At 50.1% G+C, this 16,458-nt stretch carries 12 protein-coding genes; 5 read left to right on the forward strand and 7 right to left on the reverse strand.

Annotated features, from left to right (window positions below; translation table 11 throughout):
* The first annotated feature begins 380 nt into the window (after positions 1-380).
* From thrS to rplT, 4 genes are all read left to right on the forward strand, one after another.
* Entirely contained in the window at positions 381-2,339 is a 1,959-nt protein-coding gene (gene thrS / locus EII41_RS11435; protein WP_124790692.1) for a threonine--tRNA ligase, read from the forward strand.
* 46 nt (positions 2,340-2,385) lie between these two features.
* Positions 2,386-3,000, forward strand: a complete 615-nt coding sequence (gene infC / locus EII41_RS11440; protein WP_124790693.1) for a translation initiation factor IF-3 — start codon at positions 2,386-2,388, stop codon at positions 2,998-3,000.
* A 74-nt stretch (positions 3,001-3,074) separates the two neighbouring features.
* A complete protein-coding gene (rpmI, locus tag EII41_RS11445; RefSeq protein WP_014225682.1) occupies positions 3,075-3,272 on the forward strand; it encodes a 50S ribosomal protein L35 in 198 nt (65 codons plus the stop codon).
* A 96-nt stretch (positions 3,273-3,368) separates the two neighbouring features.
* Positions 3,369-3,716: a 50S ribosomal protein L20 gene (gene rplT, locus EII41_RS11450; RefSeq protein ID WP_124750601.1), complete on the forward strand. Its 348-nt coding sequence runs from the start codon at positions 3,369-3,371 to the stop codon at positions 3,714-3,716.
* Positions 3,717-4,023: 307 nt separating this feature from the next.
* Here rplT and trxA read toward each other — a convergent pair whose 3' ends face one another.
* Complete coding sequence (gene trxA / locus EII41_RS11455) at positions 4,024-4,476, reverse strand: thioredoxin (protein ID WP_124790694.1); 453 nt, start codon at positions 4,474-4,476, stop codon at positions 4,024-4,026.
* Positions 4,477-4,593: 117 nt separating this feature from the next.
* Between trxA and EII41_RS11460 the strand changes: the two genes are divergently transcribed.
* The gene (locus tag EII41_RS11460) at positions 4,594-5,793 is read left to right on the forward strand and encodes a THUMP-like domain-containing protein (protein ID WP_124790698.1); all 1,200 of its coding nucleotides are present in this window, start codon (positions 4,594-4,596) and stop codon (positions 5,791-5,793) included.
* Here the strand turns inward: EII41_RS11460 and EII41_RS11465 are convergent.
* From EII41_RS11465 to EII41_RS11490, 6 genes are all read right to left on the reverse strand, one after another.
* Positions 5,777-7,690, reverse strand: a complete 1,914-nt coding sequence (locus tag EII41_RS11465) for an ATP-dependent DNA helicase RecQ (RefSeq protein ID WP_124790695.1) — start codon at positions 7,688-7,690, stop codon at positions 5,777-5,779. The two genes, EII41_RS11460 and EII41_RS11465, sit on opposite strands and share 17 nt — an antisense overlap.
* A gap of 6 nt (positions 7,691-7,696) precedes the next feature.
* Entirely contained in the window at positions 7,697-9,421 is a 1,725-nt protein-coding gene (recJ, locus tag EII41_RS11470; RefSeq protein WP_124750604.1) for a single-stranded-DNA-specific exonuclease RecJ, read from the reverse strand.
* A gap of 231 nt (positions 9,422-9,652) precedes the next feature.
* On the reverse strand, positions 9,653-10,141 hold the full coding sequence (locus EII41_RS11475; protein ID WP_124750642.1) for a DUF456 domain-containing protein: 489 nt from the start codon (positions 10,139-10,141) through the stop codon (positions 9,653-9,655).
* Between the two features lie 53 nt (positions 10,142-10,194).
* Complete coding sequence (fmt, locus tag EII41_RS11480; RefSeq protein WP_124750605.1) at positions 10,195-11,172, reverse strand: methionyl-tRNA formyltransferase; 978 nt, start codon at positions 11,170-11,172, stop codon at positions 10,195-10,197.
* Positions 11,173-11,502: 330 nt separating this feature from the next.
* On the reverse strand, positions 11,503-13,563 hold the full coding sequence (gene htpG, locus EII41_RS11485; protein ID WP_124790696.1) for a molecular chaperone HtpG: 2,061 nt from the start codon (positions 13,561-13,563) through the stop codon (positions 11,503-11,505).
* A gap of 116 nt (positions 13,564-13,679) precedes the next feature.
* A complete protein-coding gene (locus EII41_RS11490) occupies positions 13,680-16,232 on the reverse strand; it encodes an ATP-dependent Clp protease ATP-binding subunit (protein ID WP_124790697.1) in 2,553 nt (850 codons plus the stop codon).
* Between the last annotated feature and the right edge of the window lie 226 nt (positions 16,233-16,458).

Here is a 16,458-nt window from a genome sequence, read left to right on the forward strand (position 1 = left end):
ATGTTTATTTGTTGAGTTGAATGTTAAACAACAAACACCTAAACACCTAAACATCCGAAGGACTGAACGCTGAAGGCTGATTGCTGTAAGAGCCCTGCAAGGGCGTATTAATTCAGCCCAATGCGAAGCGTTGGGGAAAAGGGATCGCATCTCGTCGGAGGGCTGTAAGCCTGACATATTCCAATTGTCAATGGTTATGCATGGTACACGCCGAATCATGTACCCGGTATGACAATTAACAATTAACAATTGACGATTAAATAATAGTAAACCTCGAATTGTGTATCGTGTAATTTGGGATAAAATAAAGGTGGGAAATTCAAGATTCTGCAAAAAATAGTTACCTTTGTCCCCTAATTTCAGATTTTCAGTAAAAAACAATGATAAAAATTACATTTCCGGATCAGTCTGTAAAGGAATTTGCAGAAGGTACGACTCCGATGGAGATTGCAAAAAATATCAGCCCTCGTTTGGCCCAGGAAGTGCTGGCGGCCAAAGTAAACGGAGAAGTGTGGGACTTAACGCGTCCGCTTACACACGATACCGCGATACAGCTTTTGAAATGGGATGATGAAGACGGTAAGCACGCTTACTGGCATTCGAGCGCCCACCTGATGGCCGAGGCTCTACAGCAACTCTATCCGAACGTTAAGTTTGGTATCGGGCCGGCCATCGAAAACGGATTTTATTACGATGTCGATTTGGGAGAGGATGTCATCACCGATAGCGATTTTGCGAAGATCGAAGCTAAAATGATGGAGTTGGCCGGTAAAGGAGAAACAATTCAGCGGGCAAGCATCTCCAAGGCCGACGCGATGAAAATGTTCGGCGATCGGGGAGAAGTCTACAAGACGGAGCTTATCAGCGAGTTGGAAGACGGACAGATTTCGACTTATACACAAGGTTCGTTTACCGACTTATGTCGTGGTCCGCATCTGCCTGACACGTCGTATATCAAGGCTGTCAAAATAACGAGTGTCGCCGGCGCGTATTGGCGTGGCGACGAAAAGCGGAAGCAACTCGTACGTCTTTACGGCATCACGTTCCCCAAGAAAAAGATGCTCGACGAATATCTCACGATGATGGAAGAGGCGAAGAAGCGTGACCATCGTAAAATAGGGCGTGAGTTGGAATTGTTTGCTTTCTCGTCTGCTGTTGGTTCGGGCTTGCCGTTGTGGTTGCCACGCGGTACGCAGTTACGCCTCAGGCTCGAAGATTTCTTGAAGCGTATCCAGAAGAAGTATGGATATCAGCAGGTCATGACCCCGCATATCGGAGGCAAATTATTATATGTAACTTCGGGACATTATGCGAAATACGGCAAAGACTCGTTTCAGCCCATTCATACGCCGCAGGAAGGCGAAGAATTTTTGCTGAAACCGATGAATTGTCCGCATCATTGCGAGATATATAAAATCACGCCGCATTCTTACAAAGACTTGCCCTTGCGTCTCGCCGAATTCGGTACGGTTTATCGTTACGAACAAAGCGGTGAATTGCACGGTCTGACGAGGGTGCGCGGGTTTACGCAGGACGATGCGCACATCTTCTGTCGCCCGGATCAATTGAAGGACGAGTTTTTGAAAGTAATGGATATCATCTTTATTATTTTCAAAGCGCTCAATTTCGAGAACTTCGAAGCGCAGATTTCGTTGCGCGATCCGGAGAATAGAGAGAAATATATCGGTTCGGACGAGAACTGGGAAAAAGCCGAACGGGCCATTATCGAGGCTTGCGAAGAAAAAGGCTTGCCGGCGAAGGTGGAATTGGGAGAGGCGGCTTTCTATGGTCCCAAGCTCGACTTTATGGTAAAAGATGCCATCGGTCGCCGCTGGCAGTTAGGTACCATACAGGTCGATTATAACTTGCCCGAGCGTTTCGAACTGGAATATACGGGCGACGACAATCAGAAGCACCGTCCCGTTATGATTCACCGTGCTCCTTTCGGGTCGATCGAACGTTTCGTGGCTGTCTTGATTGAGCATACGGGAGGTAAATTCCCGTTGTGGCTGACGCCCGATCAGGTGGTTGTGCTGCCTATCGGTGAGCGCTTTAACGATTATGCGCATCAGGTAGCCGGAGAATTGGAACAACACGATATCCGTGTGCTCGTGGACGATCGTAACGAAAAAATCGGTCGGAAAATTCGCGACAATGAGCTGAAACGAATCCCATACATGCTGATTGTGGGTGAGAAAGAACAGGAAAATAACGAAATATCGATAAGAAAACAAGGAGAAGGCGATCAGGGTACGATGAAAATTGCTACCTTTGCCGCGCAAATTACTGCCGAAGTAAACGATATGATGAATCGGTGGGAGAAAGAACAAAGAAATTGATACGATAGAAAAGGAGGATTTTTATTATTTGGACAAACAAAAGAAAATGAAAAACGACAAACTGAAGGAGCAATACCGAATTAATGAACGTATTCGGGTGCCCGAAGTTCGCTTAGTCGGTGATAACGTAACTCAAGGAGTATATCCTATCGAGAAGGCTTTACAGATCGCCGAAGCCCAAGAGATGGATTTAGTAGAGATTTCACCGAACGCTGATCCTCCGGTGTGTAGAATCGCCGATTATCAGAAGTTTCTCTATCAACAGAAAAAGCGACAGAAAGAACAAAAGGCAAAATCGGTGAGAGTCGTCGTGAAAGAGATTCGGTTTGGGCCGCAAACAGACGACCACGATTACAATTTCAAGTTGCGTCATGCCAAAGAGTTTTTGGGAGAAGGAGCCAAAGTGAAAGCGTATGTGTTTTTCAAGGGACGTTCCATTCTCTTTAAAGAACAGGGCGAAGTGCTTTTATTACGGTTTGCCAACGATTTGGAGGAATACGGAAAATTAGAACAGATGCCGGTGTTGGAAGGAAAGCGTATGACCATCATGCTTAGCCCGAAGAAGAGCAGTAGCTCTGGCAAGCAAACCCCGGCCAAGGCGGCAGGAACTCCTCCTCCGTCAAAACCTGTCGAAACAGCCGAAACAGGCTCGAAAGAATAGTTTGTTCGAATGAAGTAAGATAAACTTGTATTTATATATTTATATTAACAACTTAGCAATTTAAAAAAAGAGTTATGCCAAAGATGAAGACTAATTCCGGTGCCAAAAAGAGGTTCGCCCTTACCGGAACAGGTAAAATCAAAAGAAAACATGCTTTTAAGAGTCATATTCTGACGAAGAAGACGAAAAAGCAAAAACGAAACCTGACCGCGACCGGTTTGGTAGACAGCGCGAATGTACGTAGTGTGAAGGAAATGCTTTGCATGAAATAAATCAGGAGCAAGAGATTATTCATTATTTTATTAACCGAATGTTTAGCTCTCAAGATCATCTGAAAAGGTGGCGCTGACATTCAAAAATTCAAAATTATGCCAAGATCAGTAAATCATGTTGCTTCAAGAGCAAAAAGAAAACGGATTCTGAAACTTACGAGAGGGTATTATGGAGCTCGTAAAAACGTATGGACAGTTGCTAAAAATACGTGGGAGAAAGGGTTAACCTATGCTTTCCGCGACCGTCGTAACAAGAAACGTAATTTCCGCGCATTGTGGATACAGCGTATCAACGCTGCCGCACGTCTGGAAGGTTTGTCGTATTCTCGCCTGATGGGGGGATTGCGCGAAGCAGGGATCGAAATCAACCGTAAGGTGCTGGCCGATTTGGCCGTGAATCATCCCGAAGCTTTCAAGGCTGTGGTTAATAAAATCGCCAAATAACATGCGACATTACTCTTAGTCTATTTTGTAATGAGGAGGGTGTGCCTAAAACGGTACACCCTCTTTTTTTTCGATAGACCTTCGCTGAACGGAAAGTCTTGCTTCGGTATGACATCGATTCCCCCGGCGTTGATTGGCGGCATGTAATCGATTGTCAACGGTTCGTTGTTAATGGTTATAGCCGTCGGTCTTTTCAGCATTCAGCCAACAAACGCCCGTAGAGTAACGAACATCTAAACAATCGAAAGACTGATACATAACAATTAGCCATTAACAATGATCCAGCACCCGCTCGGGGTTAGTTAATTCACTTCTTCTCCAAAAGAAACTCATCGATATACTTCGCGAGCGTTTCTTTCGGCTGCAATCCCATACTGGCTTGTGGTTTACCCTGCATCGGGACGAACAACAGTGTCGGCAGACTACTGATCCCGAAGGCCGATGCCAACTCCTGCTCCTTGACTACATCGACTTTGTAAATCACGATGTCGTCTTTATATTCAGCAGCCAGTTCCTTCAATATCGGCGCAACCCGTCTGCACGGTCCGCACCAATCGGCATAAAAGTCGATGATACACGGCTTGTCCCCTTCATACTTCCATTCCGACGTGTTCTGTTCGTAATTAAACACCTTAGCCAGAAAGTCGGCTTTATTCAATACAATCACTTCGCCCGCTGCCGCGGCATCGCTCGAACGTGCCGTAGCATGAAATGCCAAAAGCATCAGCGGAAGGATCATGAGATATTTCACTTTATTCATACCTGTAATTTTTTAATGTTTATCTTCTATTTATTTCGTCGCAAAGATAAACGACAATTCAGCAAATCTCAATGCACTATGACGAATAAAAGGTGTTTTTTGTTTATTTTTGCACTTGTGAAACTGACAGAAACGATGCGAAGATTTATTCGCGAACATGCGGCAGACGATGTGCAACGATTATTGCTCTCGGCCGCCCAATACCCTTCGATCGATGTGCCCTTTGCCGTCATGCAGATGGAAGCGCGACGCGTCCTGAAAGACAAATTGCCGAGCTGGCATGCCTGTGACGCGTTGATTTTTTCTTCTAAATTGGCCGCGGAGCAATGTTCGTCGGAACTGACGGCACAATACAAACTTCGGCTGCTCGAAGGGGAACAGCATCTTTGCGATCTGACGGGAGGCTTGGGCGTAGACAGTTATTTCTTCGCCAAGCAGGTGAAACAGGTATGTTATGTAGAGCGTGACAAGGCCTGTTTCGACGCGGCGATACGTAATTTCTCCGTCCTCTCCGCAAGGAATATCGAAGGGCATAACGCGGAAGCCGCACATGTTTTGTCGGAGCTTACGGCAACGGACGTCTTTTATATCGATCCGGCACGGCGCGGTACGGGCAACCGAAGAATGTTCGCCCTGTCCGATTGCGAACCTGATATCGTACAACTTCTGCCGGAGATGCTGCGCAAAGCTCCGAAAGTGATGGCCAAACTTTCACCGATGCTCGACTTGAGCCATACGCTGGCACTACTGCCCCAAACGACCGATGTGCACGTCGTGTCGGTAAAGAACGAATGCAAGGAACTGTTGTTCGTACTGCGACGGGGAAATACGGCAAGAACACCTCGTATACATTGTATCAATATCAAAGCAGATTCTTCGGAACAGGCTTTCTGTTTTACCCCGACCGAAGAACAGTCCACTCCCGCCTTACTGGCAGAATCGGCCGGAGCTTATCTGTACGAGCCGAACGCATCGATTCTGAAAGCCGGCGCCTACAAACAAACGGCTATGCGTATGGGCGTCCGTAAACTGCATGTAAACAGCCATCTTTACACATCGGACAAGGAAGTGATCGATTTTCCGGGGCGTAGCTTCCGGATCGAAGACGTGATTCCTTTCAGTGGAAAAATATGCCGGACCATCGCACGGGACATTCCGCAAGCCAATCTGACGGCGCGTAATTTCCCGTTGTCGGTCGAAGCATTGCGTAAGCGAACAAAGATCACGGACGGCGGTGAAGTCTATCTTTTTGCCACGACGCTTGCCGACAATCAAAAAGTACTCATCCGTTGTACGAAGCTCAGTCAGCATCCTTAACAAACGAAATATAATCGTCTTTCAGGCGAAATTGGTCGTCATAGTCGAGCAGGAAGCGTAAAGCCTGCACGTTTTTTTCCTGCTCCAACGGCAAGAGACGAGCCAGTTCGAGGACACTTCTGGGCTTTTCGTCCAGCATCTCGATCAAGGCCTGACGGAGCAAATTGAATTCCCACTGTGTCAGTCCGGATTGCGTTTTTTTCAGGCAGATATCGCACACTTGGCAATCGGCGGCATCTTTCTCCCCGAAATAGTGGAGCAACAAACGGGTGCGGCAATGATGCTTCTCGTTCAGATAAGCGATCACCCGGTCGATACGTTCCCGATCGCGTTTCTTACGTTCCTCGTAGGCAAAGGCGGGGATATGCAGATACGCCGTCTCTTCGCGAGTGCGCGTAAACGTAATCTGCGGCACCTTCTTTCGAGGAACATAGCGGATGATACCGGCTTTCGAGAGCGCGACAAGGCAATGGTAGACGTGTTCCGCGGTCGTATGGGCACGGGTAGCGATGAATCGCTCGTCGATAAAGACATAGTCTGCGAAAAGACCGCTATACGTGCGGAGGATGGTACGAACGATCCGGTCGGTAAGTTCATCTTGCCGTAACGCCTGATAAAGCTCTTCGCGGGTGATCAGGAAGATCATACGCGAGGCGTTATCCGGCTCTTCGACGTACTCGATATAACCGGCCAGCTCCAGAATTTTCAAGGCATGGTGCGCCTGCGTAAGAGAGAATTTATAGACGGAACAAAATTCGGGAATCGAAAAATCATGGGTAGTGAAGAGTCCGAACCCCGAAGCGATCTGAAAATAATATCCCAACGACTCGTAAACACGCGCAATCACTTCTTTGTCGGGATACTCGTCGGTGATGCGCTTCTTCAGTTTGGTGGTTTCGGATGAATCGCAGAGCACTACCGCATAGGCGCGCTGTTCATCGCGTCCGGCACGTCCGGCTTCCTGAAAATATTCTTCGAGCGATCCCGGCATATCGAGATGCACGACCAGACGAACATCCGGCTTATCGATTCCCATTCCGAAAGCGTTCGTCGCAACCATCACGCGGCACTGATTATTTTTCCACGCATTCTGACGTTCGGTCTTCACCTCGCGTTTCAGTCCGGCATGAAAGAACTGCGCCGATATACCTTCCTGCTGAAGAAACGCGGCCATCTCCTGCGTACGTTTTCTGTTACGCACATAGACGATGGCCGATCCCGGCACTTTATCGAGCATATAGAGCAGCGTCTGCTGCTTGTCTTCACACGAGCGGACAACATACGACAGGTTTTTGCGTACGAAGCTCTTACGGAACACATTCTTCTGGCGGAAACAGAGTTTCTCCTGAATATCATCGATTACCTCGGGGGTAGCCGTAGCCGTGAGCGCCAGCACGGGAACATCGGGGAACAGCTCCCGCACGGAAGCGATGTTCAGATAAGAAGGCCGGAAATCGTACCCCCATTGCGAGATGCAATGACTCTCGTCTACGGCCAGCAGGCAGACGTTCATGGCGCGCAGTTTGCTCCTGAACATTTCGGATGCTAACCGCTCGGGCGAAACGTACAGGAACTTATACCCTCCAAAGATACAGTTGTCGAGATGCGTACCGATTTCTTCGCGTGTCATGCCGGTATAGACGGCGGTCGCTTTGATTCCCCGCTGACGGAGGTTATCCACCTGATCTTTCATCAGGGCAATCAGCGGAGTGACGACTAAACACAGTCCGTCCATGCCGAGTGCGGGCACCTGAAAAGTCAGCGACTTACCGCCTCCGGTAGGCATGAGTCCGAGCGTATCCTTACCGGCGCAGACCGAATGGATGATCTCTTCCTGTAAGGGGCGGAACGAGGTGTACCCCCAATACTGCTTTAATATCTCATGGTGGCGATCCATGAGCCATCACAACTCCGAAGGCCGAATGTCTTTTACCATTAACTGGATGGTCGTATTCCCATTGTAGGTATTCTCCTCGATGGTATAGCACAAGTCGAACGGATTCATTGCCTTGACATAGTTGGCATGCGTACTCATCCCGAATGCGATGGCGTGAACCGGCCCTCCTCCTTTCCCGTCGATGATTTCCAGTTTCAGGTGTTCGAGTTCCTTCCCGACGCAGCGGCTCGTTCCGTAGTCCTGCACATGCAGGGAGCAGAAGACAGGCTTTTCGTTATCCGGCCCTAAAGGGTTCATTTTCTTCAGCTCATTCATAAAACGGGGCGTGATATGTTTCAGGTCGATGACGGCATCGATGTCGATTTGCCGGGTCATCTGCTCCGGCACGATATCTTCGGCCGCCAGTTTCATGAACCGGTTCGTAAACGCTTCCAGATTTTCTTCGCGCAACGAAAGTCCCGCGGCATACGTATGCCCTCCGAAGCTCTCCAACAGGTCGCGGCATCCTTCGATGGCTTTATAGATGTCGAATCCGGCGATGGAGCGTGCGGAGCCGGTAATCAGTTCCGACGATTTCGTCAACACGACCGACGGACGATAATACTTCTCCGTCAGACGCGAGGCGACGATTCCGATCACCCCCTTATGCCAGTCGGGATTATACACTACGATACCTTTCTGAGCTTCGATGTCCTGAATCTCTTCGATGATGGCATTGGCTTCGTCGGTAATCTTCTTGTCGAGTTCGCGCCGGTCGTCGTTATACTGGTCGATGCTTTCGCTTCGTTCGTTCGCTTCGTTTATATCTTTCGAGAGTAGCAGTTCGACGGCCTCGCGTCCGTTCATCATCCGTCCCGAAGCATTGATGCGGGGCCCGATCTTAAAGACGATGTCGCTGATGGTTATCTCCTTGCCGGACAGTCCGCAGACATTGATAATGCCTCTCATTCCGAAGCTCGGATTGTTGTTGAGCTGGCGCAAGCCGTAGTAAGCGAGGATACGGTTTTCGCCCGTGATGGGTACGATATCGGACGCGATACTGACGGCCGTCAGTTCGAGTAGACTTTCGAGTTGGGCGAAAGGAATATCGTTGCTTTGCGCAAAGGCCTGCATGAATTTGAATCCGACGCCGCACCCCGAGAGATGTTCGTAGGGGTACTGCGAGTCGGTACGTTTGGCGTCGAGCACGGCTACGGCGGCAGGCAGCTCGTCGTCGGGCATGTGATGATCGCAAATGATGAAATCGACGCCGCGCTCGTTGGCGTAGGCTACCTTATCGATGGCTTTGATGCCGCAATCGAGCGTGATAATAAGCGAAATGCCGTTTTCGACGGCATAGTCGATGCTTTTGTATGAAACGCCGTAGCCCTCGTCGTACCGATCGGGGATATAGAAATCCAGCGTCGACGAGTAGGGCCTCAGAAACTTGTAGACGAGCGATACAGCGGTCGTGCCGTCTACATCATAATCCCCATAAATCAGAATCTTCTCTTTGTTCCCTAACGCTTTGTTAAGCCGTTTCACGGCTTTGAACATGTCTGGCATGAGAAACGGGTCATGCAAATCGTTCAGGTTCGGTTTGAAGAATTTTCGCGCTTCGCGGGCGGAGGTGATGCCACGTTGCACGAGCAAGAGGCAGAAGACGGGACTAAGTCCCAGCTCGGCAGCTAACTCGTCGCGTTTGCGTAATTCTTCGTCTGTATGGGGTCGAATACTCCATTTGTTTGTCATTATATATTGTTTTTATTTTTTTCAAGCAAGCAGCAACGGGATGAACGGTTATCGCTACGTAGTGCGACAGGTTCAGGCAATTACTATTGGCTGTAAAAGTACAACGAATAAATGACATAGCATGGTCATCGCCGGAAAAATAAAAAGGGGCGCATTTGATTTTTGGAAAAAAAAAGATTTGTTTCTCTTTTTTGCAGGCGATATCACACGCGGATGAGCTACGCGAAAAAATCACATTAATGCGGCGATGAAGCAATAGATAAACCATCCGCAGACACCGATTTTGCATATCGTGCCGAGCAGAAAGCCGACGAATGCGCCGAGTCCGGATTTTACGGCTTCTCTGATATGGCGTCGTCCCAACAACAGTTCACCGGCTACGGCCCCGACGAAAGGGCCGACCAGAATGCCCCACGGAGGGAAGAAGAACACACCGACTAACGTACCGACGACGCATCCCCAATTGCCCCATTGACTTCCGTTCCATTTTTTCACGCCCCAGATCGGCATCAAATAGTCGAAAGCGATGGTCAGTAACACGAGCATGAACCAGACGAGGAGTTGCGTGGTGGTGAATTCTACGCGTTCGGTGAAGTGCAGCAAAAGCAATCCTCCGTACGAGAGCGGCGGTCCGGGCAACACGGGGAGCAGGCTCCCGATCAGTCCTCCCAACAGGCAAACGGCTCCGAGGACAATTAACACAATCTCTAATACCATCATCATCTTTTGTATTGAAGGGGTTGAACGAAACAACGACGGAGCGACCGGCAGGATTATTCCACTCTCGCGTCCGAAAGTGAGACTCCGTTCAGAAAATCACTGACCGCCATCCGTTTTTTGCCGGCCAACTGTACTTCTTTGACGCGGATGAACCCGTCTTGGGCGGCAATATCGAGGTATTTTTTACCGTCGGTACGGATGGTGCCGGCCGCGAGCGAATGGTTTTCCATCCCCTTTTCGGTCGCAAATATTTTCAGCGCCGGGCGATGGCCGTCAGGCAAGACAAGCTCGGTCCATGCCGCGGGATAGGGCGAGAGACCGCGAACGAAGTCATATACCTTGTCCACAGACTGCTGCCAATCGATACGACATGTCTCTTTAAAAATCTTCGGTGCGGGGCGCAGTTCCTCTTGGTCTGTGCAAAGCGTTTCCTGCGGCAGGGTTTCGATCGTACCATCGGCTTCGATCAGCAGATCGACCGTTTCAATCACTAATTGTGCTCCGGCGTCCATGAGCGCATCATGTACGCGTCCGGCATCGTCGGTTTCGGCCACGGGCAGTCGGCGGCGACGGATGATGTGTCCGGTATCGATCTCGTGCTTCAGGAAGAAAGTCGTCACACCCGTTTCTTTCTCGCCGTTGATAATCGCCCAGTTGATGGGGGCCGCTCCGCGATATTGCGGCAAGAGTGAGGCATGCAGGTTGAAAGTGCCCCAAGGCGGCATCGCCCAAACGATCTCGGGCAACATCCGGAAGGCAACGACAATCTGCAAGTCGGCTTGCAGCGCATGTAACTCACGGACAAAACGTTCGTCTTTGAGGTTTTCGGGCTGCAAGACGGGAAGCCCCTGCGAAAGGGCATATTGCTTGACGGCCGAAGCCTGAAGCACACTGCCATGGCGTCCCATCGGTTTATCGGGCATGGTGACAACTCCCACAACGCGATAGCCCCCCTCGACAAGGGCGCGCAGGCTCGCCACAGCAAACTCGGGCGTACCCATAAACACTATTTTCAGATCGTTTTTTTCCATACGTTTTCTTCTTATCCGACGACGCAAATGTACACGATAATTTTTTAATCGCAGCATAAGTGTGCTCACACGTGTTTTTATTAGGCCGGATCATACGACCTTATTAGACGCCCTAATAAGCGTTTATTAGACCGGCTCATACGTGCTTATTAGACGCCTTAATAAGCGTTTATTAGACCTGCTCATACGTGCTTATGAGGTAGCCTGATACCGGTTCGTCCGGTAGCCTAATACCGGATCGTCCGAAATTTGATCAATAATAAAGAAGGGGGCTCCCCTGTTTGGTTTTGCCCCCTTTTTTTATCTGTCGAACATCTCACTTCTACGAGATTACCGAATCAAATCGACGCTCCGGCGAATGAAGCGACTCAACGCTTCGCCTTTGAGCAATCCGTTGCCGAGCAGGGCCAGGTCGATCAGTTGGCCGATGATCGGATTACCGGCGGCATATTCGGCCAGAATGGCATTACGTTGTCCGCGCAGTTCGGTCAGTTTCCGGTTCGTATTCTCCAAGTCTTCTTTTTCGGTAGCCGTGATTTCGTCCTCTTTCTTTTTGTTCTGTGCTTCACGCAAGTCGCTTTGGCGAGCTTCCCATCCCTTGATATCGTTCAGAACAGGCTGCAACTTGTCGGTGCAAGCCTTTTCTTCGTCGGCCAGTACGGACTTGATCAGGGCGTGATCGCTGTTGAGCACGAGGTTGTAACTGTCGGGCATCTCTCCGTAGAACGACATACCGGGCTGCATGGCGGACATTTCGCGCATCCGTCGCATGTATTCGCTTTGCGTAAGCATCACCGGGTTGGCGGTCTCGCCTAAGGCTTCGAACGAAACGGTGAAATCAACTTTGTCGATCTTGGGCAACTGGCTTGTAAAGATTTCCTGCAGGGCCTCTTTCTGATTGTCGTCGAGGTGAATCGTGTTGCCGTCGGTTTTACGGATCAGACGATCGATCGTATCGCTGTCGACACGCACGAATCTCGTCTTCTCGAGCTTCTGCTCCAGCTGGCTGATGGCGTGCACATCCAACTGTCCGTCCATAACCAGCACACTGTACCCTTTGTCTTTGGCTGCCTGAATGTAGCTGTACTGATCGTTCGGATTCGTGGTGTAGAGATACGTCAGGAAACCTTCCTTATCGGTCTGGTTCTCCTTGATCAACTGCCGGTATTCGTCGTACGTATAATATTTACCGTCTACGTCTTTGTGCAACGCGAACTTGGCGGCGCGTTCGTAGAATTTCTCGTCGCTGAGCATGCCGTACTGAATAAAGAGTTTGAGACTGTCCCACTTCTCTTCGTATTGCGGACGGTCGTTTTTGAAGATTTCTTCGAGACGGTCTGCCACTTTTTTGGTGATATGCGTCGAGATTTTCTTCACGTTCTGGTCGCTTTGCAGGTACGAACGCGAAACGTTGAGCGGGATGTCGGGCGAGTCGAGCACGCCGTGAAGCAGGGTCAGGAACTCGGGTACGATGCCTTCGACCGAGTCGGTGACAAACACCTGATTGCAATATAACTGAATCTTGTTGCGATGCAGGTCGATATTGCTTTTGATGCGCGGGAAATACAGAATACCCGTGAGGTTGAACGGATAATCCACGTTCAAGTGAATCCAGAAGAGCGGTTCGTCGCTCATCGGATAAAGCTCGCGGTAGAACGTCCGGTAATCTTCATCTTTCAGCTCCGACGGCTTGCGTATCCATGCCGGCTGAGTTTCGTTGACGACCTGATCCTCGTCCGTATCGACGTATTGACCGTCTTTCCACTCCTGCTTCTTCCCGAAGACGATGGGGACGGGCAGATAACGGCAATATTTGTTCAGCAGCGAGGTGATCTTGCTCTTTTCGAGGAATTCCTTGTTTTCGTCGTCGATGTATAAGATAATGTCTGTACCGCGATCGTCTTTCGTCGTTTCCGTCATCTGATATTCGGGCGAACCTTCGCAGCTCCATTTCATCGCCACAGCGTCGTCTTTATACGACTTGGTAACGATCTCTACCTTCTTGGCCACCATGAACGAAGAATAGAATCCCAGTCCGAAATGTCCAATGATGGCAGCCGCGTTGTTCTGATACTTCTGCACGAACTCTTCGGCGCCGGAAAACGCGATTTGGTTGATGTACCGGTCTATCTCTTCGGCCGTCATACCGATTCCACGATCGGAGACAATCAGTTTGTCGTCTTCGACCCGGATGCGCACCGACAAGTCGCCCAGTTCGCCTTTGAAATCGCCGACCGACGATAAGGTTTTCAGTTTTTGTGTCGCGTCGATCGCGTTGGACACCAGCTCACGGAGAAAAATCTCATGGTCGCTGTACAAAAATTTCTTGATCACGGGAAAGATGTTTTCGCTTGTAACACCGATATTTCCCTTGGTTTCGTGATTTGCCATATTGTTTATTTTTCGTTATTTATTGTTTTCTCTATGCCTCTTTCGGACAAAAAAAATGCCAGACCCCACAGGCCTGACATTTTGTCTGTCTACTTATACACAATCTTTACCGCGTCTCACGCCTTTTTGATTTCGTGTGTCATTTTGTCCGTCGCCTGATCATATCCGATCACGATCGTATCGCCTTGCGCCACGTCATCCTGCAAGAGGATACCGGCCATTTCGTCTTCGATATATTTCTGAATCGAGCGTTTCAGCGGGCGCGCACCGAACTGAGCATCATACCCTTTCGAGGTGATGTATTCCTTCGCTTCGTCCGTAATTTCCAGCCGGTAACCGAGCCCGTCGATCCGTCGGTAGACCTCTTTCAGTTCGATGTCGATAATCTTATGAATCGAGGTTTTGTCCAGCGGATCGAACATGACAATGTCGTCGATACGGTTCAGAAATTCCGGCGCGAACGACTTTTCCAACGCTTTACGAATCACGCCGCGCGAATAATCTTTGTCCATCGCACCTTGTCCCTGCGGATGGAAGCCGATCCCCCTCCCGAAGTCTTTCAACTGGCGCGTCCCGATATTGGAGGTCATGATCAGAATCGTGTTTTTGAAGTCGATGCGGCGTCCGAGACTGTCGGTCAGCCGGCCCTCGTCGAGCACCTGAAGCAGCAGGTTGAACACGTCGGGGTGTGCTTTCTCGATCTCGTCGAGCAACACTACGGAATAAGGTTTGCGACGCACCTTCTCGGTGAGCTGCCCGCCTTCCTCATAACCGACGTATCCCGGAGGCGCTCCGATCAGACGCGAGACGGCGAACTTCTCGAGGTACTCGCTCATATCGATTCGAATCAGCGCGTCGGGCGTGTCGAACAGGAACTCGGCCAGTTTTTTGGCCAGATGCGTTTTACCGACTCCCGTAGGACCTAAGAACATAAACGTGCCGATGGGCTTGTTCGGGTCTTTCAGTCCGACGCGGTTACGTTGAATGGCTTTGACGATTTTTTCCACCGCCTCATCTTGCCCGATGATTTTTTCCTTGAGCAGCGCTCCCATGTCGCGAAGACGCATGTTCTCGGTCTGCGCGATGCGTTGTACGGGTACCCCCGACATCATCGCTACAACCTCAGCAACCTGCTCGGCATCGACCGTTTCACGGTGCTCCTCCATCTCTTCTTCCCATTTCTTTTTGGCCTCTTCCAACTCGATGATGTATTGCCGCTCGGTATCGCGATGGCTCGCGGCCAGTTCGAAATTCTGCGACTTCACGGCCGCCAGTTTGTCATTCCGGGTCGCTTCGATTTTCGCTTCCAACTCTTCGATATGCGGAGGTACGACAATGGTCGAGATATGCACACGCGATCCGGCCTCGTCCAGCGCGTCGATGGCCTTGTCGGGGAAATTGCGGTCGCTGATGTAACGTTCTGTCAGTTTGACACACGCTTCGAGCGCCGCATCCGTATAGATCATGTGATGATGCTCTTCGTACCGCTCCTTAATATTCTTGAGAATCTGCAAGGTTTCTTCGGGAGTCGTCGGGTCTACCAGAACCTTCTGGAAACGACGCTCCAAGGCACCGTCTTTCTCGATGTTCTTCCGGTACTCATCGAGCGTCGTAGCGCCGATACATTGCAGTTCGCCCCGTGCCAGCGCGGGCTTAAGCATATTGGCGGCATCCATCGAGCCCGAAGCCGAACCGGCTCCGACCAGCGTATGAATCTCGTCGATAAACAAGATGATATTCGGATTTTTTGTCAGTTCGTTCAGCACCGCTTTGATGCGTTCTTCGAACTGTCCGCGATACTTCGTCCCGGCCACGATGGAAGCCATATCGAGGCTGATCACCCTTTTATCGAACAGGATGCGTGACACTTTGCGCTGAACGATGCGCTGTGCCAATCCTTCGACAATGGCCGACTTCCCGACACCCGGTTCGCCGATCAGCACGGGGTTGTTCTTCTTCCTACGGCTCAGAATCTGTGCCAGCCGTTCGATTTCTTTCTCGCGTCCGACGATCGGGTCTAACTTCCCTTCGGCAGCCGCCCGGGTCATGTCCGATCCGAAATTGTCGAGTACCGGTGTGTCGTTCGATGTTTTCTGCGAGGTGCCGGCCGCGCCGCGCGCCGCCCCTCCCGGTGCCGACTGCCCCGAAGAAGGCGAAGAGAAGGATTCCTCTTCTTCCTCATCATCGTCCGTAAACCCGTCACGTATCTCTTCGATTTCCGCAATATCGATTTCGGAGTCACCGCTCACGCGACCGTAAACGGCGCGATAATCGATCCCCGTCCGCCCCAGAATCCGGGCTGCCGTGTTAAACTCCTCTTTCAGTAGCGCCAGCAGCAGGTGTTCGGTTCGTGTACGTTCGCTTTTAAATATCCGGGCTTCGAGCATGCTCATGCGCAGTACACGTTCGGTACTTTTGCTGATGGTAATATCGTTGAGCGGCATTGCGCCCGTTTCATACGTATTTCGTATTTCGTGTTCGATCTCTTTTTTGATCTGTGTCAAGTCCACATTCATCTCCTGAAGAATGCTTACGGCGTTGCCGTTGCCTTCGCGCAGCAGGCCCAGCATCAAATGCTCCGGGCCGATGTAGCTGTTCTGTAAACGAGCAGCCTCTTCGCGACTGTATTCAATCACGTCGATTACTTTTTTTGAATAATTATTCTTCATACTTCTCATGCTTCGTCTGTGCAAAGTTAGTAATATCTGTGATAAGTCCACAAATTTTATGCCAAAACTCGTCCGAACCATTTTACGGTTACGAAAGTCGAAAGTTTGTGCCTTAAATTGAATTCTTTAAGCCCAGATTCCGCAACAGAACAAATAAGCATGAATTTCATTCAGGCCTTCAGCCCTGCGAACAAGGTCCGGATGTCGATCCCCCACCCTTGCGGGA

The organism is Tannerella forsythia, assembly GCF_003860135.1.
Taxonomy (GTDB): domain Bacteria; phylum Bacteroidota; class Bacteroidia; order Bacteroidales; family Tannerellaceae; genus Tannerella; species Tannerella forsythia_A.

Excerpts from the sequence above, each read along its gene's own strand:
- rpmI (WP_014225682.1), top strand. The coding sequence starts at position 3,075 with ATGCCAAAGATGAAGACTAATTCCGGTGCCAAAAAGAGGTTCGCCCTT.
- htpG (WP_124790696.1), bottom strand. The coding sequence starts at position 13,563 with ATGGCAAATCACGAAACCAAGGGAAATATCGGTGTTACAAGCGAAAAC.
- EII41_RS11475 (WP_124750642.1), bottom strand. The coding sequence starts at position 10,141 with ATGATGGTATTAGAGATTGTGTTAATTGTCCTCGGAGCCGTTTGCCTG.
- infC (WP_124790693.1), top strand. The coding sequence starts at position 2,386 with ATGAAAAACGACAAACTGAAGGAGCAATACCGAATTAATGAACGTATT.
- trxA (WP_124790694.1), bottom strand. The coding sequence starts at position 4,476 with ATGAATAAAGTGAAATATCTCATGATCCTTCCGCTGATGCTTTTGGCA.
- EII41_RS11490 (WP_124790697.1), bottom strand. The coding sequence starts at position 16,232 with ATGAAGAATAATTATTCAAAAAAAGTAATCGACGTGATTGAATACAGT.
- rplT (WP_124750601.1), top strand. The coding sequence starts at position 3,369 with ATGCCAAGATCAGTAAATCATGTTGCTTCAAGAGCAAAAAGAAAACGG.
- fmt (WP_124750605.1), bottom strand. The coding sequence starts at position 11,172 with ATGGAAAAAAACGATCTGAAAATAGTGTTTATGGGTACGCCCGAGTTT.
- EII41_RS11465 (WP_124790695.1), bottom strand. The coding sequence starts at position 7,690 with ATGGATCGCCACCATGAGATATTAAAGCAGTATTGGGGGTACACCTCG.
- thrS (WP_124790692.1), top strand. The coding sequence starts at position 381 with ATGATAAAAATTACATTTCCGGATCAGTCTGTAAAGGAATTTGCAGAA.
- recJ (WP_124750604.1), bottom strand. The coding sequence starts at position 9,421 with ATGACAAACAAATGGAGTATTCGACCCCATACAGACGAAGAATTACGC.